Below are 24,479 nucleotides of genomic sequence, written 5' to 3' on the forward strand. Positions count from 1 at the left end.
GGACCTCACCAGATCCGTACGCGCTCCGCCGGATCCAGCCACAGACCGTCACCCTCGGCCGTGCCGAACGCCTCGTGGAACTCGTCGAGGTTGCGCACGATGTTCGCGCGGAACTCCGGCGGCGAGTGCGGGTCGATCGTGAGGTACTGCTGCTCCTGCTCCTTGCGGCGCTTGGTGCGCCAGCAGAACGCCCAGTTCATGAACAGCCGCTGCGAGCCGGTCAGTTCACCGTTCACCGGCACCGGCTCACCGCCGAGCGAGATCTTGTACGCCGTGTGGCCGATGGTCAGGCCGCCCAGGTCGCCGATGTTCTCGCCCACCGTGAGCTGGCCGTTGACGAACTCGCCCGGCAGATTGCGCGGCGAGAACCCGTTGTACTGCTTCACCAGCGCCTGCGACTTGGTCTCGAAGGCGCTCTTGTCGGCGGCCGTCCACCAGTCGTTGAGGTTGCCTGCGCCGTCGTACTGTGCGCCCTGGTCGTCGAAGCCGTGGCCGATCTCATGGCCGATGACCGCGCCGATGCCGCCGTAGTTCTCGGCCGGATCGGCGTCGGGGGAGAAGAACGGCTTCTGCAGGATGCCCGCGGGGAAGCAGATCTCGTTGGTGCCCGGGTTGTAGTACGCGTTCACCGTCTGCGGCAGCATGAACCACTCGTCCCGGTCCACCGGCGAGCCGATCTTGCCGATCTGCCGGTCCGACTCGAAGGCCGCGGCAGCCTGCGCGTTGCCCAGGAGGTCGTCGGGGGAGACGACGAGCGCCGAGTAGTCGCGGAAGGTGTCCGGGTAGCCGATCTTCGGCCGGAACGTGGCGAGCTTCTCGTACGCACGCTCCTTGGTCTCGTCCGTCATCCAGTCGAGCCGGCTGATGGACTGCCGGTAGGCCTCGAGCAGGTTGGCGACCAGGTCGTCCATCTTCGCCTTGGACGACGGCGGGAAGTGCCGGGCCACGTACTCCTTGCCCACGGCCTCGCCGACCGCGCCCTCCACGAAGGACACACCGCGCTTCCAGCGGGCCCGCAGCTCGGGGGTGCCGTTGAGGGTGCGGCCGTAGAACTCGAAGTTGTTGTTCACGAATGCGTCGGTCAGATACGGGGCACACGCGCGAAGCACCCGCGCCAGCGTCCAGTCCCGCCACTGCGCGATCGGCACTTCGAGGAGCAGACCGGACAGGTGGGAGAGGTAGGACGGCTGGCGGACGCAGGTCTCGGCGATCGTCTTGTCGCTGCCGCCGAGCCCGGTGACATAGCCGCGCCAGTCGAACTCGGGGGCGAGCGCGATCAGTTCGTCGAGCGTGGTGAGGTTGTACGTCTTCTGGACGTCACGGGTCTCGGCGCGCTCCCAGTGCCCGGCGGCGAGCTTCGTCTCCAGGTCGAGGATCGAGGCCGCGGAGTCGGAGGGCGTCGCGTGTCCGGCAAGAGTGAGGAGCTCGGTGAGGTAACCGACGTACTTCTCGCGGATCTCGGCGAACTTCTCGTCCCGGTAGTACGACTCGTCGGGCAGACCGAGGCCGCCCTGCAGGATGTTGAAGAGATAGCGGTCGGAGTTCTTGTCGTCGGTGTCGACATACGCGCCGAACAGGCCGGAGCCGCCGAGCCGCTCGAACCGGCCGAGGAACGCGGCGAGCTCGCGGGTGTCCGAGATCGCGGCCACCTCGTCGAGCAGCGGCTGCGCGGGGACAAGACCCTTGGCGGCGATGGCCTCCTCGTCCATGAAGGAGGCGTACAGCGCGGCGATCCGCTGGGCGTCGGCATCCTCGCCGCCCTGCTCGGCCAGCTCCTGAATGATGTCCTTGACCTGCTGCTCCGCGACGTCCACGAGCTGAACGAAGGGGCCCCAGCTCGACCTGTCGTCGGGAATCTTCTCGGTGTCCAGCCAGACGCCGTTGACGTGGCCGAACAGATCGTCCTGCGGTCGGATCTCGGGGTTCATGCCCGCACGGGCATCGTCCAGAATGCTCATTCGTGCAGCCTATGCGAGGGGCCGCCCGGACAGCAGCCCGCTTTTGCGGGCGGGCCGGGCCGCGGGCGCGTCACCCTTCTCACAGCCGCCGCAGGAACTCCTGCCGCTCGGCGAAATTCTCGTAACCGGCGCGCTCGAACGCCTTGACCATGGCCACGTTCCCCGCGTCGCAGTCGCCACGGATCTCCTGGGCGCCGCTGTCCAGGAGCACCCGGGTGCCACGGGCCACCACGGCGCCGGCATAGCCCCTGCCGCGGTACGCCGGGGACACGGCCACCATGCCGATCACCGCGACGGACGGGTTGCGCGCGGGCAGGCTCAGCGCGGCCGGACCGCCGTCGGGCGCATGGCCGATCTCCCACCACCGCGGTTCGTACGCGAGCGCCTCCATGTCGGCGAGCAGCTGCTGCGCCGCACCGCGGTCGCCATGTTCGCCGACCAGCGCCGCCAGGCGGGCGTCCGCGCTCGTCGGGAGAGCGGCGGCCAGGAGGTCGACGAACGGCTCGCGGCCGGCATCCTCCAGGGAGGTCCAGGTCAGCTCGTCCTGAACGGGAGGAAGGCCGCCCGCGGCGAAGCGCCGGAAGCGGCGACCGTCGCGTGCGTGCTCGAAACCGGCCAGACGCATCAGGTCGGCCCTGCGCCCGGGATCCGACTGGTGCTGCGGAGGCTGGGCCGGGGAGTCGACCACGTGCTCCAGTTTCGCCGGCGCCGAGGGAACGGGCCAGATCGAGGGCCGCGGTCAGTACGAGCCGCCCGGTCTCGAGGTCCTGCTCCTGCCAGGGAGCCTCCAGCAGGACGACCGCCATCGGTGTCTCGTTGCCCGGCACCGTCCACAGCACGGCGGATGCGTGGAGCCGGCCGCTGCCGTCGTCGGCGACCAGACACCATTCGGCACGGGTGCACTTCTTGTCGAGCGGATCGGTGAGGTAGGCGGCGGTCGACGCGTTGCGCTCGGCTTCTCCGATGCGGGTCACCAGGTGCGGCAGCTCGGACGGCCGGGCGGCGCGTATCTCCATGCGGGCAGGTCCCTTCGGCGGATCACCGGACGGTCCGGCGTACGAGCCCGATCATGTAAGCAACCCGCGTCCACCTTTGTAAACAGTCTGCATGGACGGGGAGTTGAGGTCTTACCGGGCAGGCAGGGGAGAGCGCGCCGTCCCTGGTGGCGCTCTTGCTCCCGCCCGCGGCTCCCGCCACGCTGACCCCGATGCCGTCCACCACAGCGAGGTCTCCCGTATGGCCATTCCCGTGATCCTGGACTGCGACCCGGGGCACGACGACGCGTTCAACATCCTGCTCGCCGCCGCCCACCCCACGATCGACCTGCTCGCGATCACCACGGTCGCGGGCAATCAGACGCTGGAGAAGACCACCCTCAACGCCCGCCGCGTCTGCACGGTCGCCGGGATCGAGGGGGTGCCGATCGCGGCGGGCCGGGACCGGCCGCTGCACGGTCCGGTGCGGGTGGCCGCGTCGATCCACGGGGAGTCCGGGCTCGACGGGCCGGGATTCAAGGACCCGACCGTGCCCCTCGACCGTCGCGACGCCCTCACGCTGATCCGCGACACGCTCCTGGCCCACCCGCGCCCCGTCACGCTGGTGCCCACCGGCCCGCTCACCAACATCGCCGCATTCCTTCTCGCGTATCCGCAGCTGACCGACCGTATCGAACGGATCGTCCTGATGGGCGGCTCCACCGACCGCGGCAACACCACCCCCGCCGCCGAGTTCAACATCCACTGCGACCCCGAAGCCGCCGACATCGTCCTCACCAGCGGCCTGCCCGTGACCATGCTCGGTCTCAACGCGAGCCACCAGGTGCTCGCCACCGAGGACGTCATCGCCCGCTTCACCGCGCTCGGCACCCCGCTTGCGGACATCTGCACCGAGATGCTCGGCTTCTTCGCCGGCCGCTACCGCGAGGTCTTCGGCCTCCCCGGAGCCCCGCTGCACGACCCCCTGACAGTGGCCCATCTCGTCGACCCCGACCTCGTCACCTTCGTACGGGCGAATGTCGCCGTCGAACTCACGGGTACGCACACCCGCGGCGCCACGGTCGTCGACCTGCACGGGGTCACGGGCCGCGCACCCAACGCGGACGTCGCCACCGTGGTCGACGCGGGCCGATTCTGGGATCTGATCGTGGGCGCCGTGTGGGCACTCGGCGCCCATCAGGCATGACTCATTCCCGTCGTTGTGGCGCGCTCACGTCATCTTGGAGGCTTACGTCATGACCTGGCCTTCGCGCCGCGGGGACGCGGCTGAGATCAAGCTCAAGTACCCGGAGTGGGCGGAGCAGTTGGGTGCGGCGCTGCGCACCGGTGATCCGCTCGCCGACGCGGTCGTCGCCGAGCTCGCGGACCTGGGTGCGCCGGGGCGCCGGATCCTGCTCGCGGGCCTGCGCGAGGGCCTCGACAGTCTCGACGCGCCACCGCCGGCGATCACCGCGCTCCTCGCCCAGGTCGAGTCGGTGTCGTCCCCGTACGACATCGACCGCGGCGCGTACGTGGCGCTCACCGTGCCGCCGTTCGCGCACAACATCGCGCTGGGCCAGGGCGCCCTGGTGAACACGTACACCTCACCGGTCATCGCCGCGGTGCTCCGTCGCACGGGCCGGCTCACCTCCATGGCCAAGCGGCGCCTCGACGAGACGGGCAAGTGGCTGCTCCAGGCGATCCTGCCGGGCGGCCTGGAGCGTGGCGCCGGCGGCTACGTCGCCACCGTGATGGTGCGTCTGCTGCACGCCCGGGTGCGGGCCGTGGTGCGCGGTCAGGGCTGGGACGAGGACGTCTGGGGCGCCCCGATCAGCCAGGTCGAGCTGGTGCGCACCTGGCTGGACTTCACCCTGGTCTCGTACCGCGCGCTGGCCGTCATGGGCTACGACTTCACCGACGAGGAGCTCACCGACGTCTACCGGCGCTGGCACCACCAGGGCCGCCTCCTCGGCATCGACGACACCTTCTACGGCGACATCACCGACCACGACCAGGCCGCCCGGCTCGCCGAACTGATCGCGATGACGGAGGACGGCCCGGACCCCGATACGCAGCCCTTCCTGGAGGCCCTCCAAGGCGCCGCCGTCCAGCAGCTCGCCCCCGTCTTCGGCGACCCGCAGCTCACCGGCTCCCTGATCCGCGCGTTCGCCCGCCTCATCCAGGGCGACGAACGGGCGGACGCCCTGGGCATCGCCCCCAGCGAACTCACCCCACTGCTCCCGGTGTTGATCCTCGGGACAGCCGAAAGCCGCCGCCTCGCGCGGCAGCTCCCCGAGGAGTGGGCGGCCCTCCAGCGCAACCACCGCGCCGCGATCGACGACATCCTGGCGGCTCCGGACACGCCGACGACGTACGAGGCGAATCTGATCTGAGCGCAGGCGACCCTCAAGGCGAGGTCGAGGGCGAGGGATCGCTCGACCGGACGTCCAGGCCGGGCGGCGGAAAACCCGGTGCCACGGATGGCCGGCCGCCGGATACTGGCGCGATGAACCTGCCTTCGCACCGCTTCCGCGATCCGCGGACGAAGCCCTACCACTACCTGATGGGCGAGGTTCTGGTGTGCTGCCCGGGCTGTTCGGGCCCGGCCCGGATCGCGCGCGCAGGTCCGGACGGCCGGAGCTGGGCGCCGCGGCGCCTCACGTGCGCGCACTGCGGCTTCGCGCACACCACGCAGGGCAACGTACTCGCGTTCAGGCGCGGGGTGGCTGCCGACCCGTGGTTCGGGGAACCGCTGTGGCTGCGAGCCCGGACCCGGCACGGTGACCTGTGGGCGTACAACCGTGAACACCTCACGGTGATACGGGACTTCGTGGCCGCCACCTTGCGGGAGCGCGCACCCTGGTACGACACGGGCGCGAAGGTGACCGTTGTCGCGAGGCTGCCCCGCTGGGCGATCAAGGCGGGCAATCGCGAGGAGATTCTGCGGGCCATCGACCGCATCCGCAGGCCATAGCGCCTCAGCCGCTGGGCGGAATGGCCCCCGCCGCGCGCTGCAGCGCATCGAGCACTGGACGCAGCAGCGGATGTTCCTCCGCGCCCCGGCGGACCGCCGCGAAGACCCGGCGGGTGGCGACCACGTCGTCGACCGGGCGTACCGCCGTATGCGAGAGGTCCGTGTCGCGCAGGGCCGAGCGCGGTACGAGGGCCACGCCCGCGCCCGCCGCGGCGAGGGCGATCACCGCGCGGAAGTCGTCCGAGGAGTGTTCCAGGCGCGGCGCGAAGCCGGCGTATTCGCAGGCGAGCAGCATCACGTCGTGGCAGGGGTTGCCGGGGTACGGGCCGATCCATGGCTCGTCGGCGAGGGCCGCCACCGACACCGTCTCGGTGGCCGCGAGCCGGTGGCCGAGCGGAAGCACCGCGTCGAAGGGTTCGGCGTACAGCGGGATACGGGTCAGCCGGTCGTCCGCGTTCGGCGCGCCCCGGTACTCGACCGCCACCGCGACGTCCGCGCGCCCGTCGAGCACCATCGGCAGACTCTCGTCGCCCTCCGCGTCGCGGACCTGGATCCGCAGCCCGGGATGGGCGCCGGTGAGATCCGTGATCGCGGGGGCGAGGACGACGGCGATACCGGTCGCGAAGGAAGCGACGGTGACCTCGCCCGCGTCACCCGAGGTGTACGCGGCGACCTCGGCCTCCGCCCGCTCCAGCTCGGCGAGGACCTGGCTGGCGTGGCGCAGCAGGATCTGGCCCACGCCGGTCACACGCATGCCCCGTTTGTCCCGTTCCAGGACCTTGTGCCCCAACTCCTGCTCCAGCGCGGCGATCTGCTGGGAGACGGCGGAAGGGGTCAGATAGAGCGCCGCGGCCGCGGCAGTCACCGTCTGGTGGTCTGCCACGGCCTGCAGCGTGCGGAGCCGGCGTGCGTCGATCACACCGCCGATTCTGCCAAGGAATTACCGCGCGGATTCCGCCAGGGCCGCGCGGGCGTCGACGAACGCGTCCACCGCGCGGTGCACATCCGCGGTCGAGTGCGCCGCCGAGAGCTGCACGCGGATACGCGCCGCACCCTGCGGAACGACCGGGTAGGAGAAGCCGATGACGTACACGCCGCGCTCCAGGAGCAGCTCCGCCATGCGCGCCGCCTTCGCCGCGTCACCGATCATGACCGGCGCGATCGCGTGGTCGCCGGGCAGGATCTCGAAGCCCTCCTCGGTCATCCGCGAGCGGAACAGCGCCGTGTTCGCGTTCAGCTGCTCGCGCAGGTCACCGGCGGACTCCAGGAGGTCCAGGACCTTCAGGGACGCGGCGGCGATCACCGGGGCGAGGGAGTTCGAGAAGAGATACGGGCGCGAGCGCTGGCGGAGCAGCGCCACGATCTCGGCGCGCGCGGCCACGTAACCGCCCGAGGCGCCGCCGAGCGCCTTGCCGAGCGTGCCCGTGATGATGTCGACGCGGTCCATGACGCCGTGCAGCTCGGGCGTACCGCGGCCGCCCGCGCCCACGAAACCGACCGCGTGCGAGTCGTCGACCATGACCATCGCGTTGTACTGCTCGGCCAGGTCGCAGATCTTGCGCAGCGGGGCGACGTAGCCGTCCATCGAGAACACGCCGTCGGTGACGATCAGCTTGCGCCGCGCGCCGGCCGCCGCGGCCTCCTTGAGCTGGTGCTCCAGGTCGGCCATGTCGCGGTTGGCGTAGCGGAAGCGCTTGGCCTTGCACAGCCGGATGCCGTCGATGATCGAGGCGTGGTTGAGGGCGTCGGAGATCACCGCGTCCTCGGGGCCGAGCACCGTCTCGAACACGCCGCCGTTGGCGTCGAAGCAGGAGGAGTAGAGGATCGTGTCCTCCTGGCCGAGGAACGAGGAAAGCCGCGCCTCGAGCTCCTTGTGCACCTCCTGCGTACCGCAGATGAAGCGCACCGAGGCCATGCCGTAGCCCCAGCGGTCCAGCGCCTCGTGGGCGGCGGCGATGACCTCGGGGTGGTCGGCGAGGCCGAGGTAGTTGTTCGCGCAGAAGTTCAGGACCTCGCCCGGGCGGCCACCGGCGGTGACGTCGACCGTGGCGGACTGGGGGGTGCCGATCACGCGCTCGGGCTTGTGCAGGCCCGCCGCCTCGATCTCGTCGAGGGTCTGCTGGAGATCTGCGCGTACGGAGTCGAACATGAGGGGTTCCTTCAAGAGAGCCGGACGGGGGCGAAGGCGGGTCAGGCGGTCCAGTCGAGGATGACCTTGCCGCCGCGGCCGGACGCCGCGTCGTCGAAGGCCGCCTCGAAGTCGTTGTGCGAGTAGCGGCCGGTGATCACCGGGGCGAGGTCGAGCCCGCGCTCCAGGAGGACCGACATCGCGTACCAGGTCTCGAACATCTCGCGGCCGTAGATGCCCTTGATGGTGATCATCGAGGTGACGATCCGCGCCCAGTCGACCGCGAACTCCTCGGCCGGCAGACCGAGCATCGCGATCTTGCCGCCGTGGGTCATGTTGGCGACCATGTCGCGCATCGCGCGCGGGTTGCCGGACATCTCCAGACCGACGTCGAAGCCCTCGCGCAGGCCGAGCGTCTGCTGGCCGTCGGCGATGGTGGACTCGGCGACGTTGAGCGCGAGGCTCACGCCGATCTTGCGGGCGAGCTCCAGGCGCTCCTCGCTGACGTCGGTGACCACGACGTTGCGGGCGCCGGCGTGCCGGGCGACGGCGGCGGCCATCAGGCCGATCGGGCCGGCGCCGGTGATGAGCACGTCCTCGCCGACGAGCGGGAAGGACAGCGCGGTGTGCACGGCGTTGCCGAACGGGTCGAAGATCGCGGCGATGTCGAGGTCGACGGGCACGCGGTGCACCCACACGTTGGAGGCGGGGAGGGCCACGTACTCGGCGAACGCGCCGTCACGGCCGACACCGAGACCGACCGTCGCGCGGCACAGGTGGCGGCGGCCTGCCAGGCAGTTGCGGCACTTGCCGCACACCAGGTGGCCCTCGCCGCTCACGCGGTCGCCGACGTTGATGTCCTCGACGTCGCGGCCCGTCCGCACGACCTCGCCGACGAACTCATGCCCGACGACGAGCGGGGTCCTGATGGTCTGCTGCGCCCACCCGTCCCAGTTGCGGATGTGCAGGTCCGTGCCGCAGATGCCGGTGCGAAGCACCTTGATGAGGACCTCGCCGTGGCCGATCTCCGGCTCGGGCACCTCCCGCATCCACAGTCCGGGCTCCGCCTTGTCCTTGACGAGTGCCTTCACCGGGGGAGCCTCCTGAGTTCGTGATCATGCCGAGCCACTCATCAATCTGCCCCGCGGCGGGGGTGGAGTCCATCAACGATTTCTTAAGCCAACCCGCAGGAGTGCTTCATCTGGCGCAAGCGGGTTCGAGTCGCGTCCGCGACAGGCCCCGGCTCCGTACGGGACAAGCCCTCGCCCCGGTACGGGTCCGGCCCGACGGACCGTCAACTGGGCGCATGCCTACGTCGTCCGGGCCTGCCCGAGCGGTGCGCGCAGTGCCTTGCCCCTAGGGTCGCGACAGAAGGTGCAAACAGGTACGTAAAGGACGGGAGTGGTTCTGATGCGCGCGGTGCGACCGAGGCGTCGGACGGCGGCGGCGATCCTCGCGGGCGGCTCGGTGCTCGCACTGTGCGCGACACCGGCGGCGGCCGCGGACGACTGGGGGAACTGGGGCTGGCAGGTGTCCGTCTCGCCGACCACGGTGAAGCCGGGCGGCACGGTGACGCTCACCTCGTCCGGCTGTCAGGAGCCGTCCGTCAAGGCGGACGCCGCGATCTTCGACACGGTCGACCTGAACGAGGGGAAGTCGGCGACCGCCTGGGTCTTCGACGACGCGAAGCCGGCCGCCGAATACGAAGTCACCTTCACCTGCAAGACCCAGACCAAGAAGGTCACGCTGAAGATCGCCGACGACGGCGGCACGATCTGGCCCAAGCCCACCCACCACGGCACCCAGCCGCCCATCCACAAGGGCGTCAAGGCCGGCTCGGGCGGCACCTTCGACCAGTCCGACCTGATCCAGCTCGGTCTCGGCGGCGCGCTGGTGGCCGGCGCGCTCGGCGCCTCGCTGTACTGGGCGCGCCGCCGAGGTGACGGACGCGTGTGACCTCAGAGCCTGTTTCCGACCCCCCGACCGCGCCCCGACGGGGGTTCGGAAGCAGGCTCTCAGCCGCTCGGCTTCGGCAGCCACCCCGCGGGCCCGACCCGTCCGCGGGCGGCGAAGCCCCAGTCGAGCAGGGCCCTGGCCTCGTGGTAGACGCCATTGCGCGCGCCGGACTGCGGGTTGAGCACCGTCACGATGATGGTCCGGCCGCCGCGACGGGCGGCCGCGACCAGGGTGTTGCCGCCCTTGGTGGTGTAGCCGTTCTTGATGCCGATGATGCCCGGATAGCGCCGCACTCCGTGTGACCCGGCGAGCAACCGGTTGGTGTTGTCGATGCGCACCCAGCCGCGCGGGGTCGGGAAGTATCCGTACGCGCTGCGGGCGTAGTAGGCGAACTCCCGGTTGCGCAGCCCCTCGCGGCCGAACAGCGTCAGGTCGTACGCGGAGGAGAACTGCCCGCGCGCGTCGTACCCGTCGGGGGAGACCACGTGGGTGTTGCGGGCGCCGAGCGCCCGGGACTTCGCGTTCATCTGGCGGGCGGTGTGCCACCAGCCGCCGTTCATCCGGGCGAGCACCCGTACCGCGTCGTTGCCGGACTTGAGGAAGGTGCCGCGCCACAGATCCTCGACACGGTACGTCCCGCCGATCCGGAGCCCCACGCGGCTGCTGCCCGAACCGATCCCCGCCAGATCCCTGGACGTGACCCGGTGGCGCATACGGCTGTCGAAGCGGGGCAGCACCGTGAGCGCGAACAGGGTCTTGAGGGTGCTGGCGGGCGCGAGCCGCTGATGCGGCCGGTGGGCGGCGAGCACCTGACCGGTGTCCGCGTCCGCGACCACCCAGGCGCGCGCCGAGAGATGGCGGGGGAGCCGTGGCGGGCCCTGGGCCGCGGACGTCGGCTCGGCGCCTGCGGGCAGCACGGGCGTGAGGGCCGCCACGAAGGCGAGGGCGGCGCAAAGGGCGGGCCTGAAACGGAATCTGACGCTCATTCAGTCAACGTAGGCGTGATGATCATCGGGCGCAGTCGGAGTGGTCCGACCGGAGGTTCCCGGGCGCGGCCCGGGCGTGTTGCCGCCGATCCTGCCGCGGTGGCTGCTGTCTCCGGGGCCGGCCGCCCCGGGGTGTGGCCGCCGAGCCCCGACCTCCTTCGGTCAGTGCATGCCGCACCTATTGCCGCGGCCCCACCCCGGCGCCATACTCCCGCCAACCGCTCGTGCCCGGCCCTTCCTGCACGCCGCCCACGACAAGGCAGGTGCCCCGATGCCGCTCGACCAGGCCGACCATCTCGCAAGGCTCGCCGAATCCGCGTACGAAAGGCTGGGGGACCACGAGTCGCTGATCTATGACGGCCGGCGCCACCGCTCGGGCGACCTGTACCGACGGGCCACCCGGGTCGGCGCGGGATTCGCCGGGCTCGGAGTGCAGCCCGGCGATCGCGTGGCCGTGCTGATGGCCAACTGCCCCGAGGTGGGCATCACGTATCAGGCGATCTGGCGGGCCGGAGCGGTGGTCACCCCAGTCATGTTCCTGGTGAGCCCGGTGGAACTGGCGCACATCCTGACCGACTCGGGCGCCCGCGTCCTGGTGACCACGGCCGACCTGATGGCCTCGGTCGCCGCGGCCGCACCCCAGGCGCCCGGCCTGGAGCGGGTCGTCGTGGTCGACGAACTCCCGCCGGGTTCCCCCGAGTTGCCGCCGTCCGTCACGATCACCCCGTACGCGGACCTGGAAGCCGCCGACCCCGGCGCCATCGTGTCGCGCGGCGGGACCGATCTGGCGGCGCTGATGTACACGGGCGGCACCACCGGCCGGGCCAAGGGCGTCATGCTCAGCCATCGCAATCTCCACGCGTGCTCGGCCGCCTCGTACACCGCGTCCCGCGTGGAGGGGCTGACCGACGGCATCAACCGCACCTTGATGCCGCTGCCGCTCTCCCACGCGTACGGACTGATCGTCACGCTGATCGGCTGGCATGCGGTGGAGCCCCAACTGGCCGTGCTGCAGCGCTGGTTCGACCCGGCGCAGTGGCTGGAACTCGCTGTGGAACACCGCATCCAGCGCACGACGCTCGTCCCCAGCATGATCCAGATGCTCCTCGGACAGCCGCTGGCCGAGGCCGACCTGTCGGAGATGCGCTACATCTCCAGCGGCGCCGCACCGCTCGCCGCCGACACCCGGGCCGCCTGGCAGCGCGCCGTACCGAGCAGCGAGATCCTGGAGGGATACGGCTGTACGGAGTCCGGCTCGGTCATCGCCACCTCACGCCCCGGCAGCAACCGCCCGGGATCGGTGGGCACGGCCCTGCCGGGATACGAGATCGAGATACGCGACGACAAGGACCAGCCGCTGCCGCCGGGATCCGAGGGCGAGATCTGCGTGCGTGCGCAAGGTGTCATGGCCGGCTACTGGAACGCGCCCGAGCTCACCGCGCAGGCCCTGGAGGGCGGTTGGCTGCACACCGGCGACATCGGCCGTTTCGACGAGGACGGCTTCCTGTACCTCGTCGACCGCAAGAAGGACCTCATCCTGCGCGGCGGCTTCAACGTCTTCCCGCGCGACGTCGAGGACGCCTTGCTCAACCACCCGGCGGTGGCCGCCGCCGGGGTGGTGGGCCGGCCGGACGCGCGCCTCGGCGAGGAGGTCGTCGCCTTCGTCGCCCTGCATCCTGGACAGCCGTGCGGGAGCGAGGAGTTGCTGACGTACGGGAAGGAGCAGCTCGCCGCGCACAAGTACCCGCGGGAGATCCGCATCCTGGACCGCCTCCCGGTCACGAGCGTCGGGAAGCTGGACCGGAAGGCGCTGCGGGCGCAGGTGCGGGATTAGGCCCCGCTTCAACAGGTGCGGAACACATACCCTTTGGCGCCGCGCGGCCGTACGTCCAGGTCGCGCAGCGTCAGGGACAGTTCGCCGCCCCAGCGGCGGCAGCCGCGCTCGAAGGCCTCCTCCTGGTACTCGACCGCGAAGACCCTGCCGTCGTACGCGTCGAGGAAGGGCCCGCACTCGTCGTACGCGGCACACTCCTCCACGACCGCGAAATCGAACCCGATCTCCTCGTGGCGCGGCAGCAGATCCGTGGTGTTCTTCTGCCCCATCGCCAGCCCCTGCTCGTGCGCCCGCCCGGCGAGCAGCCGCGCGAACTGCGCCGCGTCCTCGGCGTCCAGAAGTCCGTCGGAGCGGCTGTAGGAGTCGAGATTGTCGGCCTCGACCGCGTCGTAACCGTCCCGTGCACAGCCGTCCAGCCACGGCCCGACGATCCGCAGCACGTCCTCGCGCTTGTCCGCGGTGGAGATGTCGAGCAGCGCCTCGTCCCAGTCCTCGTCGATCACCAACGCGCCGTCCTTGCGCAGCAGCAGGTCGCCGTGGTGCTTCTTCCACCAGGAGATCGCGTCACCCGGCTGGGTCTGGAAGGCGTTGACGTAGCAGACGTTGTAGCGCCCGGCCGCCGGCTTCGCGGTGCGGTCGCGTGCGACCGCCCGTACCTTCTCCTCCGGCTCGTACGGGCCGCCCAGCTGGTAGTCGAAGACCGCGTCGGGCTCCGGCAGCCCGACATCCGGCCGGCCGGAGCCGGAGGAGCAGGCGGTCAGGGCGAGCAGCAGCAGGGCGATGGTCGTACGGCGCACGTGCGGTCCTCGGTGTCAGATGTGCAGCTCCGCCGGCAGCCCCGTCCAGCGGAGTTCCGCCGACAGATGACGGGTGTCGTTGTAGCAGAGCAGATGCGCCGGGCGATCCGGGGCATAACGGATCACGGTGAGCCCCGCGTTGGCGTGGGCGAGGCCGAGCCAGCGCCAGTCGGGGGCGTCCAAGGCGTGCCGGACCAGCCAGCCCGCCAGGAAGTTGTGTGTCACGACCAGCTCGTGGCGGTCCTCGTCGCCCTCGACCGGACCGGTGAACGCGGCGAGTGCGCGCTCCGCGAGCCCGGGCCCGTCCTCGCGCTCGGCCGCCGGGAACTGTGCCATCCAGGACAGATACCGGTCGGCGGACTCGGCGGGCAGTTCCTCGCGCTTCGGTACGTACGGGAGGTAGTCACCGGCTTCCTGCGAGGAGCGGAGTTCGCCGCCGTCGAGCTGTTCGTGGATGAGCCGCGCGGTTTCGGCGGCCCGCGGCAGGGGACCGTGGTGGATCACCGACAGCGGCTTCTCGCGCAGCCGTCGGCCCAGCGCGCGGGCCTGGGCGCGGCCCGCATCGGTGAGCGCGCTCTCGTCGGGCGTCGCCTCGCCGTGCCGGGTCACGTAGAGATAGCGGGTTGCTGTCATCGGTGCGGTGCCCCCGTGTGCAAGATCCATTGGGTACGGGGGAGGACGATCATTCCCGGCTCGCGGTTCCGGCCTGTCTAGGCCAGATCGTCGAACTCCCCGTCCTTGGCCCCCTGGATGAATGCGGCGATCTCCGCCTTCGTATAGACGAGAGCGGGACCTGAGGGGAAGCGGGAATTGCGCACGGCGACCCGGCCGTCGGGCAGATCCGTGAGTTCTACGCATTCGCCGTTCGGGTTGCTCCGGCCGCTCTTTCGCCAGTGGGCACCCGGGATCCGAGCAGCGGACATGCCGTTGTCACATTCCAATTTCGAGCGGTGCTGCGGGCCCATCGAGCGTTCCCCCTGTCCCCTGCCTGCACTGGCGCCCGCGAACGCCCTTGCGTGGCGGCGTACTTGCAGACGTGTGTACGGCTGCACTTGCAGATGTGCTTGCAGCCGTCAGTTCACACCATCAGGATGTCATCCGGCAGCCGTTGCCCTGATGTCGCTTCATCCGTTCCGGGAGGCCTGGTGACCACGACCGCGGACCCGACCGCGCTGCTCGACCCCTGGGGGGCGGCGACGGCGGGCACGGCCAGCCAGCTCCTGGAGAGCGCGGCGGACAGTGAGCAGGTGGCCTGGGAGTTCGTGCTCACGACGCTGGAGCGCTGGGGTTGCAGGGCCCTGGCGCCCCGAGTCCTGCCGGTGACCGCCGAGCTGGTCGCCAACGCCTTCGCGCATGCGGTCGAGGCGGACGGAGCAGGTGCCTATCCCTGCCCGGTCGTGCTGTGCCTGCTGAGATCCGGCAGCGATGTGGTGTGCGCGGTCTTCGACCCCGCCGAAACGCTTCCGCGCCGCACCGCGGCACGCGGACTGCGCCGGGTCGACACCGTCGCGGACGCCTGGGGCTGGACGGCGCCCGGGCCGGACGGCAAGGCGGTCTGGGCCGCGTTCTCCGGTCCGGAGGCGGGCCGCCGTTCGGCGGCCGCGGTCATGGCCACCCTGGATCCGCTGCTCGTACAGATAGAGGTCTTCACCGGCAGCGCCATACCGCAGTTGGTGCTTGCCGATCCTTCCTGGGGAGTCGAGGGACCCCCGGAGCCGGCGCCCTTGGGCGACTGAACTCCGGGGGTCCGTCGGCGTTCAGGGGCCGCGTGGCCCCATAGCGGTGGACCGTCCGGGTCAGCTGCTGCCGTCCCGCCGCGTGCACGTGTCCATGATCCGGTCGCTGGTCGGGTTGTGCCACGGGAACTTCATGCTGGCCGCGGTCACGGGTCCGTAGATCCCGTCCTGCTTGCTGGACTCCTGCGGGAAGAGCTGTAGCTGCAGGTGCTCCACCGCGAGTTCGGTGTCGCGTCCGTAGATGCCGTCGATGTCTCCGGGGCCGAACTTCCCGCCGGAGATCCCCTTTTGGACGTTGTAGCAGTAGGCGAGCGCTGTCTGGAGAGCGGTGACGCCCGTGTTCTGCGTCCCCCGGTTCATGTAGCAGTTGACGGTGGTGGCCGACTTCGGGATGAGCATGTAGTACGAGTAGCCGGCCCTCGGCTTCATCTGGACCTGGCGGGTGCACTTGGGGGTGGCGGCGGCTGCCTGCGCCGGTGTCAGGACGACGACGCAGGCGGACAGCATGGACACGGAAAGAAGGCTTGACGCGAGCTTGCGCGAACTCATGATCGGTCCAACTCCTCGGGATGCTTCACTGACCTCGACCACGGACCCTAGGCTCGGCGTCGGCCGCGGACTTGGCCGTCCGTGCACAGAACTTGGCCGAGGGTGCACGGCTTCGACTCGGCGCCGCGGCAGGCGGCAAGAGCCACGCGCGCCCGGCGAAGCCGCATGCGGTGAAAGGAGGTTCGCGTCATGGGTCCGGTCCTGGACACCGCGTTCATACCGCCCCGCGACCGTGAGGAAGTGGTCCGCAATGCGGTGTGGGATTCCCTGGTGGCCGTCGACATCGACCACGGCCCGCCCGCCGACGGCATCTCCGTCCGCATCGGGCTCGGCGCCGTAGGGCCGCTCAAGTTCTGCTCGGCGCGAGCGTCCGCGGTCACCGTCCACCGGACGCAGCGCCTCGCCCGGCAGGACGAGGAGCCGGCCGTCTTCCTCGGCCTCCAGATGACGGGCACCAGCCTGGTGGTGCAGAACGGCCGTGAGTGCGTGCTGAAGCCGGGCGAACTGGCCGTCTACGAATCGATCTCCCCGTACACCCTGCTCTTCGACGAGGGGGTCGACCACCACTTCCTGCGATTCCCCCGCGCGCTCCTCGCGCTTCCCGACCGGCTGCTGCGCGACACCGGCACCGTCGCCCTGGGAGCCGGCAACCCGCTCGCGGGCCTCGCCTTCACCTACTTCTCCCAACTGGCCGTCAGCGACCGGTTGCACGAGGCCGCGCAGGGCGACGCCGCCGTGACACCCAGCGTCGAGCTCCTGCGCGCCCTCCTGGCCACCCAGCACGGCCACTCCGGCCTGGCCGCGGCGCCACTGGACGCGACGCTCGGCCTGCGGATCACCGAGTACCTCCGCAGGCACCTGGCCGATCCCGACCTGTCGGCGGCGCGCATCGCCGCCGCACACGACATCTCCGTACGGCACCTCTACGCGGTGCTGTCCCGTTCGGGCATCAGCCTCGGGGACTGGATCCGTACCCACCGCCTCGCCGCATGCCGACGCGAGCTGGCCGGACCGAACGGGCGGCTGCGGACCATCGCTGCGGTGGGGCGCAGCTGGGGTTTCATGGATGCGACCCATTTCAGCAAGTCGTTCAAGAGGGTCTACGGCATCTCCCCGCGGGCATGGCGCGAGGAGAACCATCCCCGCTCCCGTCCGTGACGGACCCGCCTTGCGGTACGACTGTCCCGTACGGCCCGCTCAGCAGCTCTTCCGCCCGGCGAGCTCCGCCGCTGCCGCCCCCCACTCGGGGTGTTGGAACATGAACCCGGCGTCGAGCAGCCTGCCGGGCGTCACCCGTCGGCTCTTGAGCAGCAGTTCGGTGTCCGAGCGCAGGACGAAAGCGCCGAGCTCCGCCATCGCCTTGGTCGCGGGCAGCCCGACCGGCATCCGCCGGACGGTGCGCAGCTCCCGCATGAAATCCCGCTGAGGGAGCGGGGTGGGCGCGGCCAGATTGACCGGACCCTCGAGGTCCTCGCGTCCGATGAGGAACTCCACCGCGCGCACGAAGTCCCGTTCGTGGATCCACGAGACGTACTGCCGCCCGCCGGCGACCGGCCCGCCGAGGCCGAGCCGGACCATCCGCGACAGGACCGAGAACACGCCGCCCCGGTCCGGGCTCATCACCATCGCGGCGCGCAGCGCGACCTTCCGCGTGTGCGGGGTCGCGGCCTCCTGCTGTGCCTGCTCCCACCGCTGGGCGATCTCGACGCTGTACGCCCAGTAGTCCGGCACACCGTCCTCGTGGCCCCCGATGATGCCGTCCGCCTCGTCGTTGGGGGCGTCGAAGCGGTGGGCGTAGACCGTCGCGGTGCTCATCTGCAGCCAGACCCGCGGCGGCCGTCCGGCGGCCGCGATCGCTTCGCCCACCACCCGAGCCGAATCCACCCGGGAGTCCATCATCGCTCGCAGATTGGCCTCGGTGTAGCGGCAGCTGACGCTCCGGCCCGCCAGGTTGATCACGACATCGCTGCCGTCGATCTCCTTCGCCCACGGTCCGAGGGTGCGCCCGTCCCAGGCCACCTCGTCCGGCCCGCCGGGCCGCCTGCTGAGCACGACCACCTCATGGCCCGCCGCCTCGAACCCCCGCCGCAGCATGGCGCCGACCTGCCCGGTCCCGCCGGGAATGACCACCCTCATGAAAACCCCCTCGGTGTCGGCCTGAGCCTAACCGAGGTGTTGAACATGTTCAAAAACGTCCGGGGGCTTCGGTCAGCTGGGGGCCTCGGCGCCCTTGCGTGCGTAGAACCACCAGCACACCACCAGGCACGTCGCGTAGAACCCGATGAAGCACCACAGGGCGCTGGTCACCGGGAAGTTGGCGAACATCGCCGGGATGAAGAAGAAGCCGTACGCGGCGATCGCCGAGGAGAAGCCGGTGACCGCGCCGGCCTCCATCTCGGACTGCTTGAGCGCCGCGGCCTGCGCGTCCGGACCCTTGCCCTCGGCGCCCTTGCTGTGCCAGTCGCGGAAGATCACCGGGATCTGGCGGAACGTCGAGCCGTTGCCGATGCCGGAGAAGAAGAACGCGCAGAGGAAGCCGATGTAGAAGGTCCAGAAGTTGCCCTGGTCGCCGCTGTGCGGCAGCGCGAAGATCACCACGACGAGGGAGGCCGCCATGCCGACGAAGGACAGCATGGTGACGCGGGCGCCGCCGACCTTGTCGGAGAGCGAGCCGCCGAGCCAGCGGGTGAGGGCGCCGATCGCGGGGCCGATCCAGGCGTACGTGGTGGCCTGGTAGCCCTGCGCCTGGAAGTTGTCCTTGATGAGCAGCGGCAGGCCCGCGGCGAAGCCGATGAAGGAGCCGAAGGTGCCGACGTAGAGCCAGGTCATCAGCCAGTTGTGCTTGCGCTTGAAGATGATCTTCTGCTGGCTGAAGGGCGCGGCGGCGACCTTGAGGTCGTTCATCAGGAACCAGGCCATCAGGGCCATGATCACCAGGAGCGGCACCCACAGGAACGCACCGTTCTGCAGCCACACGTCCTTGTTCTTGACGCTGTCGTGCTGCGGTCCGCCGGCCGGGGCGCCCAGCACCGCGGCGGTGATCACCAGCGGGGCCACCAGCTGCACGATGGAGACGCCGAGGTTGCCGAGCCCGCCGTTGAGGCCGTTGGCGGAGCCCTTCTCCTTCTTGGGGAAGAAGAAGCCGATGTTCGCCATCGAGGAGGCGAAGTTGGCGCCACCGATACCGCAAACCGCGGCGATCAGGGCGAGCTCCCAGTACGGGGTGCCCGTGTCCTGCAGGGCGAAGCCGAGCCACAGCATCGGGGCGACCAGGATGAGCGTCGAGAAGGCGGTGAACTTCCGCTCGCCGAAGATCGGCCCGATGAAGGTGTACAGGATGCGGAACGTACCGCCGGTGATGCCGGGGATGGCGGTCAGCCAGAACAGCTGCGACTTCGAGAAGCCGAATCCCACGTCATTGAGCTTGACCACGGTCACCGACCAGACCTGCCAGACGACGAAGCCCAGCATCAGCGCCGGGATCGAGATCCAGAGGTTGCGATTGGCCACCTTGCGCCCGGTCGACGCCCAGAAGCCGGTGTCCTCGGGACGCCAGTCGCTGATCGTGGAGCCGGGCTTGTATGTGTCGGCCTCGATGACCTGGCCGGGGCTCGGGGTGCTCATTCCTTCAAGGTATGAGCGGGTTTGTCCCCGTGATCTGTGGTGTCGGCCGAACGGGTGACCCGGCCGGTGCGGTCAGGAGCGCCCGGTGGCGCAGGCCACGCAGGCCTTGTTGCCCTCCGGATCCGCAAGGACCGTGTACGCGGGGGCCCCGGAGGCGTCCACCACCGTGCCGCCCGTGGCCACGGCCGCCGCGATGCGCTCGTCGATGACCTCAGGTGCCAGCCAGACGTCCAGGTGCCAGCGCTGACGGGGTGTCTCGTGCGGCTGCGTCTGCTGGAACCACATGGTCGGCAGCCGGTTCAGCGGATCGAAGACCGAGTCGTGCACGGTGCTGCCCGCGTCGCCCGTGAGGAGTGCCGCCCAGAACGGGCCGGTCGTGGCGTGGTCGGCCGAGTCGAGGGCAAGTTCGACCTGCGTGAGGTCGGACGGTGCCGCGCGCAGCTGGAACTTGGCGGCGAGTCCCGAGACGATCCGGGCCAGTTCGAGGTCCTTCGGCATGATCCAGCGACCGCCGTCCGGGGCGACGGTGTACAGGAACAGGTCGACCGTGCCCTGTGCGAGACGGATCTCCGGCACCTGGTGGCCGGCGGTCATGGCCACCTGCGCGACGGCGGAGACGAAGGCGGCCGCGACCGTCGGATCCCGTTCCTCGGTCGCATAGCGGGCGGCGAGCGGCTGGGCGAGAACCCGCCAGTCGCCCAGGTCGTCGGCGATGGCGGCAAGGACGTCGGGAGTCGGCACAGGCTGCATGCCGAGCATCCTGTCAGCAGTTCCCGGCCGTACGGGAGGCTCCGTGCGGAACCGTCTCGCCGGCCGGACCGCGATCCGGACCGGCCGCCGGCCGATGGAGTTTGCGTGTCCCCGGCTAATGGAGCTTGCGTGCCACCGCGCGCAGCAGTCGTACATACGCGGTCCAGCGGGCCGGGCGGGCCACCGTGCCCGTACAGGCGAGTTCGGCGCGGTCCAGGCCGTCCTCCACGCAGGCGTCGTGCAGCCGGCGGAAGGCCAACGGCCAGCTCAGGCGGGCCGGGCCGCGGGGGTTCATGGCCAGGGTGTGCCGCAGGACGGTGCGCTCCTCGTCGACCGGCAGCACCGTGAACTCGTGGAAGCCGCGGAAGCCGCGCGGCCCGCTGAAGGCGAACCGGATCCAGGTGCCGGGCACATACGAGGTGACCGTGTAGCGGACCGGGCCGTGGCCGCCCTTCGCGCCGACCGCCAGCGGGCGGTCGAACTCCATCGGGGGCCATGCCGGGTGGGGCCAGAGCCGGTCCGCCGCGCCCGCGGACAGGCTGTCGACGAGCGCCCCCACCTCGCTCTCCTTGGCGGCCAGCAGGCGCTCATGCACGTTGTGGACACCCATGCGTCCTCCCCTTCCCGATTATTAGAGAGTCGTCTCTAATAATCTGGAGGGTACTCTCTGATTCATGGCGAGACCACCCCGCTTCGACACCGACCAGATCCTCGACGCGGCCGTCCGGCTGGCCGCGAGCGCAGGGCCGGCAGGCGTGACCATGTCCGCCGTCGCCCAGGCGATCGGGGCGCCGAGCGGGTCCATGTACCACCGCTTTCCCGGTCGTACGGCGCTGCTGGCCGAGGTGTGGCTGCGTACCGTGGAGCGCTTCCAGGAGGGGTACTTCGCCGCGCTCGACAGCGCGCCCGAACCGCCACGGGCCGCCGTTGCGGCCGCCCGTCATGTCGTCTCATGGAGCCGCGCCCATCCCCAGGAGGCCGCGCTTCTGCTGTACGGCGCCGAAGAGTTCGGCCGCGCCGACTGGTCCGAGGAACACAAAGAGCGCGCGGACCTGGGCAACGGGCGCGTGTTCGCCTCACTCACCTCGCTCGCCGAAGCCCTCGGCGCGACGAACGCACGGGACCACGAGCGGATCACCCTGGCCCTGATCGACCTTCCCCTGTCCGTGGTCCGCCGCCATCTGCGGGCCGGTCAGCCGCTGCCGCCGCATGCGGAGGATCTCGCGGAGGAGTGCACGGCGGCGCTCCTGGCGGTGGCGTGAGCCGCGTCAAGCGGGCGGCTGCTGGTACTCCAGCCGTGGATCGTGATCCTGGCGCAAGGTGACGCCGCTCTGTGGAGCTCGGCTTGACGGCGGTGGCGGGTTGCCAAGTCCGGGGGACCTTTCGGGTAAGGGTGTGAACCCCGGTGTCATGTACGGCAGTTGGCGATGGTGTACGCCGGTCGGTGCAGGCGTGCGGCGGTGGACAGGGCACTGTGCGTATCGCGCTCCTGGGCTTCCGACTCCGATCGCTGCCGGGCCGCCGGGCTGGACGAGGAGCCCGGGTCGCGACCGAACCGGAGCTGGCCACCTGCATGATTACCCGCATCCTTGACGCCGGCCACGTTGGTACGAGTCGCTGGATGACGATGACGAGGGGGAGAGGCGTCCCAAGTGCGGCTGGAGCACTAGCAACCCGCCGCCGTAAGGCGTCTGCGCAGGAGGCCGTCGAACGGGTGGACCGCCTGGCCGCGTACCGCCTCCTCGTCCACCTCCACACCGAGGCCCGGTCCTGAAGGCACGTTCGCGAGGCCGTCGCGTACCTCCACCCCCGAGCCCGCGACATACGTGGACCGCACGAACTGGCGGCCGTTGAGGTCGGCGGGCCGGTCCATGCCGAACGCGGCGAACAGGTGCAAGGACGCGGCCAGCCCCAGGTCGGAGTCCGTGAGGCCGGAGCCCGCGAGACCGATTCCGCAGTCCTGGGCCAGGGCGCACAACCGGCGGGAGAGGTGCAGCCCCGAGGTGCGCTGGACCTTGGCCACAGCGATGTCCAGCGCCTGCAGATGGACGAAGGCGGCCAGATCGCTGGGGTGGACCAGGCTCTCGTCCAGCGCGATGGGGATCTCGCTGCGTTCACGCAGCCGGCGCAGGCCCAGCGGGTCGTTGGCCCGCAGCGGCTGTTCGAGCAGGTCGATGTCGTAGGGCTCCAGCCGGCGCGACAGCTGCAGGGCCTGGTTCACGGTGTAGCCCTGGTTGGCGTCCACCCACAGCGGCGCGGTGGGCGCCGCCGACCGGACGGCCTCGACCCGGCGGACGTCCTCGTCGAGCGGCGCCGTACCGACCTTGATCTTGAACGCCCCGTATCCGGCGTCCAGTCCCTCCGCCACCTCGTCGGCCGCGGCGGGTGGATCGCCGGAGACGATCCACGCCAGCGGCACCCGGTCGATCTGCCGCTGACCCCACAACTCGCCGACGGACAGGCCCAGAAGCCGTCCCACGAGATCGTGCAGCGCAAGGTCGAGCGCGGCCTTGGCCAGGGGAGTGCCGGTGGTGTAGCCGGGGTTGATCGCCCGGTCGAAGATCCGGTGGGCGCCGGCGATGTCCCACACCGGCCGGTTCAGCAGCGGAGGGCCCAGATACCGCTCGATCGTCGACACGATGCTCTCGACCGTCTCGTACGTCCAGGTAGGAGCCGGCGTCGCCTCGCCCCAGCCGACCTCGCCGCCCGAGGCGATCCGGACCAGGACGCGTGGGTGGGTGCCGCCGCGGCGGGTCACGACCCCACCGGAGATGACAAAGTCCCGCAGGGTGGGAAGAGGCAGTACGAAACACTCGATGCTTTCGATGACGAGACCCTGCAAAGTCCCTTTTGGCTTGGCTGTGGAGGTCAACAATCCTCCTCGGAGAGGGAAGGAATTCATTCCCTGTTTTGGCAGGTCAGAGGCGGTGTCTGAAGGCAGAGAACCATGAAAGGAATTGAGCGGCAAGCATTGACGACCAGGAAATGACTCAGGCATCATCCCGGCCATGACAGCAAGCAGTGAACAGAATTCATTCTCCAAGGGAATGAAATCTGACCTCGTCGCGGAGGCCCTTCGCCGGCGGATCTCCGACGAACGCTGGTCCATCGGCACCAAGCTCCCGACGGAGCCGGAGCTCGCGGGCACGTACGCCGTGGGCCTCAACACCGTGCGCCGTGCCGTGGGCCTGCTCGTGGACGAGGGGATCGTCGTGCGGCGGCAGGGCTCGGGCACCTATGTGGCCGGCCTGCCGCCCACCCCGCGGCGACGGCTGCTCGGCGTGCTGGTCCCCTCGACCTCGTACTACTACCCGCGGGTCATCGAGGGGATCGAACGGGCGGCGACCGCCGCCGGTGCCGGCGTCATCCTCGCCAGCTCCGAGAACCGGCTCGCCCTGGAACAGGAGCAGACCCGGCGCCTGCTCGACAACGGCGTCGACGGCCTGATCCTCGTACCCAATCTGAATCTGACGGACGATCCGCAGGTGCATGTGGACGCACTGCACCGGCTGCCCGTCCCCTACGTCCTGGTCGAGCGCCGCCCGCCCCGGCCCGCACCGGACGACCCCACCTCGTACGTGGTCACCCACCACGCGGGTGGCGTCTTCGCGGCGATGCGGCATCTCGCCTCGCTCGGCCACACCCGGATCGGTTACGTGGGCCGGCGGCGCACCGGCACCTCCGCACTGATCACCGAAGCATACGAACTCGCCACCGCATCCCTCGGGTTGGAGGCGGTGCCGGAGGCGAGCGTCCAGCGTGTGGAGTGGAGCAGCGAGGAGATCCACGACTACGCGGCCGTATGCCGCGACCGCGGCGTCACCGGAGTGTTCTGCCACGGCGACCGGGACGCGGCCATGCTGCTCGGCCACGCACGGCGGCTCGGTCTGCGGGTGCCGCAGGACCTCGCGGTCGTTGCGTACGACGACGACATCGCGGAGTTCGGTGACCCCGCACTGACCGCGGTGGCGCCGCCCAAGAGCGATATCGGCGCATCGGCCGCGGAGTTCCTGCTGCGGCGCATCACCCAGGGACCGGACGTCCCGGCCCGGCGTCTGGAACTCCAACCCCGCCTGGTCGTACGGGAGTCGTGCGGCGGGTCCGGCAACTTCGCCGGAACGGACCGCCGGGTGCGCGCCGTCACCGCGAGTACCTGACGCGACCGGGCGCGCACCGGCCGCCCGCGCGGTCCGTCACGGGACCGCACCCCTTC

General features: G+C 70.5%; 24 protein-coding genes. 9 read left to right on the plus strand and 15 right to left on the minus strand.

Annotated features, from left to right (window positions below):
- Window positions 1–5: 5 nt before the first annotated feature.
- Both H9Y04_RS21430 and H9Y04_RS47785 read right to left on the minus strand, forming a co-directional pair.
- On the minus strand, window positions 6–1,958 hold the full coding sequence (locus H9Y04_RS21430) for a M13 family metallopeptidase (protein ID WP_187815557.1): 1,953 nt from the start codon (window positions 1,956–1,958) through the stop codon (window positions 6–8).
- A gap of 79 nt (window positions 1,959–2,037) precedes the next feature.
- Entirely contained in the window at window positions 2,038–2,646 is a 609-nt protein-coding gene (locus H9Y04_RS47785) for a GNAT family N-acetyltransferase (RefSeq protein WP_308801058.1), read from the minus strand.
- 548 nt (window positions 2,647–3,194) lie between these two features.
- Between H9Y04_RS47785 and H9Y04_RS21440 the strand changes: the two genes are divergently transcribed.
- From H9Y04_RS21440 to H9Y04_RS21450, 3 genes are all read left to right on the plus strand, one after another.
- Window positions 3,195–4,139 (plus strand): nucleoside hydrolase, encoded by a 945-nt coding sequence (locus H9Y04_RS21440; RefSeq protein ID WP_187815558.1) that lies wholly within the window; start codon window positions 3,195–3,197, stop codon window positions 4,137–4,139.
- Between the two features lie 49 nt (window positions 4,140–4,188).
- A complete protein-coding gene (locus H9Y04_RS21445; protein WP_187815559.1) occupies window positions 4,189–5,325 on the plus strand; it encodes an oxygenase MpaB family protein in 1,137 nt (378 codons plus the stop codon).
- A gap of 113 nt (window positions 5,326–5,438) precedes the next feature.
- Window positions 5,439–5,906: a hypothetical protein gene (locus H9Y04_RS21450; protein ID WP_187815560.1), complete on the plus strand. Its 468-nt coding sequence runs from the start codon at window positions 5,439–5,441 to the stop codon at window positions 5,904–5,906.
- A 4-nt stretch (window positions 5,907–5,910) separates the two neighbouring features.
- Here H9Y04_RS21450 and H9Y04_RS21455 read toward each other — a convergent pair whose 3' ends face one another.
- Genes H9Y04_RS21455 through tdh form a run of 3 tightly spaced genes read right to left on the minus strand, consistent with a single transcriptional unit; the run spans window position 5,911 to window position 9,125 of the window.
- Entirely contained in the window at window positions 5,911–6,825 is a 915-nt protein-coding gene (locus tag H9Y04_RS21455) for a LysR family transcriptional regulator (protein WP_187815561.1), read from the minus strand.
- Between the two features lie 21 nt (window positions 6,826–6,846).
- Entirely contained in the window at window positions 6,847–8,055 is a 1,209-nt protein-coding gene (locus tag H9Y04_RS21460) for a glycine C-acetyltransferase (RefSeq protein WP_187815562.1), read from the minus strand.
- A gap of 41 nt (window positions 8,056–8,096) precedes the next feature.
- On the minus strand, window positions 8,097–9,125 hold the full coding sequence (tdh, locus tag H9Y04_RS21465) for an L-threonine 3-dehydrogenase (protein WP_187815563.1): 1,029 nt from the start codon (window positions 9,123–9,125) through the stop codon (window positions 8,097–8,099).
- Window positions 9,126–9,453: 328 nt separating this feature from the next.
- Between tdh and H9Y04_RS21470 the strand changes: the two genes are divergently transcribed.
- A complete protein-coding gene (locus H9Y04_RS21470) occupies window positions 9,454–9,990 on the plus strand; it encodes a hypothetical protein (protein ID WP_187815564.1) in 537 nt (178 codons plus the stop codon).
- Between the two features lie 59 nt (window positions 9,991–10,049).
- Here H9Y04_RS21470 and H9Y04_RS21475 read toward each other — a convergent pair whose 3' ends face one another.
- Window positions 10,050–10,976 (minus strand): D-alanyl-D-alanine carboxypeptidase family protein, encoded by a 927-nt coding sequence (locus H9Y04_RS21475; RefSeq protein WP_187815565.1) that lies wholly within the window; start codon window positions 10,974–10,976, stop codon window positions 10,050–10,052.
- A gap of 271 nt (window positions 10,977–11,247) precedes the next feature.
- Here H9Y04_RS21475 and H9Y04_RS21480 point away from each other — a divergent pair, with 271 nt between their 5' ends.
- Window positions 11,248–12,810 carry a class I adenylate-forming enzyme family protein gene (locus tag H9Y04_RS21480; RefSeq protein WP_187815566.1) on the plus strand — a complete coding sequence of 521 codons (1,563 nt, stop codon included), beginning with the start codon at window positions 11,248–11,250 and terminating at the stop codon, window positions 12,808–12,810.
- 8 nt (window positions 12,811–12,818) lie between these two features.
- On the opposite strand, the gene H9Y04_RS21485 is transcribed toward H9Y04_RS21480, so the two are convergent.
- The 3 genes from H9Y04_RS21485 to H9Y04_RS21495 all read right to left on the minus strand — a co-directional run bounded on the left by H9Y04_RS21485 (window position 12,819) and on the right by H9Y04_RS21495 (window position 14,530).
- Window positions 12,819–13,607: an endo alpha-1,4 polygalactosaminidase gene (locus H9Y04_RS21485; RefSeq protein ID WP_187815567.1), complete on the minus strand. Its 789-nt coding sequence runs from the start codon at window positions 13,605–13,607 to the stop codon at window positions 12,819–12,821.
- Window positions 13,608–13,622: 15 nt separating this feature from the next.
- Window positions 13,623–14,240: a histidine phosphatase family protein gene (locus tag H9Y04_RS21490; protein WP_187815568.1), complete on the minus strand. Its 618-nt coding sequence runs from the start codon at window positions 14,238–14,240 to the stop codon at window positions 13,623–13,625.
- Window positions 14,241–14,317: 77 nt separating this feature from the next.
- Window positions 14,318–14,530, minus strand: a complete 213-nt coding sequence (locus H9Y04_RS21495; protein WP_236071142.1) for a DUF397 domain-containing protein — start codon at window positions 14,528–14,530, stop codon at window positions 14,318–14,320.
- A gap of 222 nt (window positions 14,531–14,752) precedes the next feature.
- Between H9Y04_RS21495 and H9Y04_RS21500 the strand changes: the two genes are divergently transcribed.
- A complete protein-coding gene (locus H9Y04_RS21500; protein WP_187815570.1) occupies window positions 14,753–15,343 on the plus strand; it encodes an ATP-binding protein in 591 nt (196 codons plus the stop codon).
- Between the two features lie 60 nt (window positions 15,344–15,403).
- Here the strand turns inward: H9Y04_RS21500 and H9Y04_RS21505 are convergent, their stop codons facing one another.
- Entirely contained in the window at window positions 15,404–15,892 is a 489-nt protein-coding gene (locus H9Y04_RS21505) for a peptidoglycan-binding domain-containing protein (protein ID WP_187815571.1), read from the minus strand.
- 189 nt (window positions 15,893–16,081) lie between these two features.
- Between H9Y04_RS21505 and H9Y04_RS21510 the strand changes: the two genes are divergently transcribed.
- Complete coding sequence (locus H9Y04_RS21510; RefSeq protein ID WP_187815572.1) at window positions 16,082–17,050, plus strand: AraC-like ligand-binding domain-containing protein; 969 nt, start codon at window positions 16,082–16,084, stop codon at window positions 17,048–17,050.
- Window positions 17,051–17,089: 39 nt separating this feature from the next.
- Here the strand turns inward: H9Y04_RS21510 and H9Y04_RS21515 are convergent, their stop codons facing one another.
- From H9Y04_RS21515 to H9Y04_RS21530, 4 genes are all read right to left on the minus strand, one after another.
- On the minus strand, window positions 17,090–18,028 hold the full coding sequence (locus tag H9Y04_RS21515) for a TIGR01777 family oxidoreductase (RefSeq protein WP_187815573.1): 939 nt from the start codon (window positions 18,026–18,028) through the stop codon (window positions 17,090–17,092).
- Window positions 18,029–18,100: 72 nt separating this feature from the next.
- On the minus strand, window positions 18,101–19,516 hold the full coding sequence (locus H9Y04_RS21520) for a NarK family nitrate/nitrite MFS transporter (protein WP_187815574.1): 1,416 nt from the start codon (window positions 19,514–19,516) through the stop codon (window positions 18,101–18,103).
- 72 nt (window positions 19,517–19,588) lie between these two features.
- The gene (locus tag H9Y04_RS21525; RefSeq protein WP_187815575.1) at window positions 19,589–20,266 is read right to left on the minus strand and encodes a VOC family protein; all 678 of its coding nucleotides are present in this window, start codon (window positions 20,264–20,266) and stop codon (window positions 19,589–19,591) included.
- Between the two features lie 115 nt (window positions 20,267–20,381).
- The gene (locus H9Y04_RS21530; RefSeq protein WP_187815576.1) at window positions 20,382–20,876 is read right to left on the minus strand and encodes an SRPBCC family protein; all 495 of its coding nucleotides are present in this window, start codon (window positions 20,874–20,876) and stop codon (window positions 20,382–20,384) included.
- A 64-nt stretch (window positions 20,877–20,940) separates the two neighbouring features.
- On the opposite strand from H9Y04_RS21530, the gene H9Y04_RS21535 reads away from it, so the two are divergent.
- Window positions 20,941–21,528, plus strand: a complete 588-nt coding sequence (locus tag H9Y04_RS21535) for a TetR family transcriptional regulator (protein ID WP_187815577.1) — start codon at window positions 20,941–20,943, stop codon at window positions 21,526–21,528.
- Between the two features lie 404 nt (window positions 21,529–21,932).
- Here H9Y04_RS21535 and H9Y04_RS21540 read toward each other — a convergent pair whose 3' ends face one another.
- Window positions 21,933–23,024, minus strand: a complete 1,092-nt coding sequence (locus H9Y04_RS21540; protein ID WP_214661406.1) for a mandelate racemase/muconate lactonizing enzyme family protein — start codon at window positions 23,022–23,024, stop codon at window positions 21,933–21,935.
- Between the two features lie 289 nt (window positions 23,025–23,313).
- Between H9Y04_RS21540 and H9Y04_RS21545 the strand changes: the two genes are divergently transcribed.
- Complete coding sequence (locus H9Y04_RS21545; protein ID WP_236071146.1) at window positions 23,314–24,423, plus strand: substrate-binding domain-containing protein; 1,110 nt, start codon at window positions 23,314–23,316, stop codon at window positions 24,421–24,423.
- Window positions 24,424–24,479 lie beyond the last annotated feature (56 nt).

The organism is Streptomyces polyasparticus, assembly GCF_014493765.1.
Taxonomy (GTDB): domain Bacteria; phylum Actinomycetota; class Actinomycetes; order Streptomycetales; family Streptomycetaceae; genus Streptomyces; species Streptomyces polyasparticus.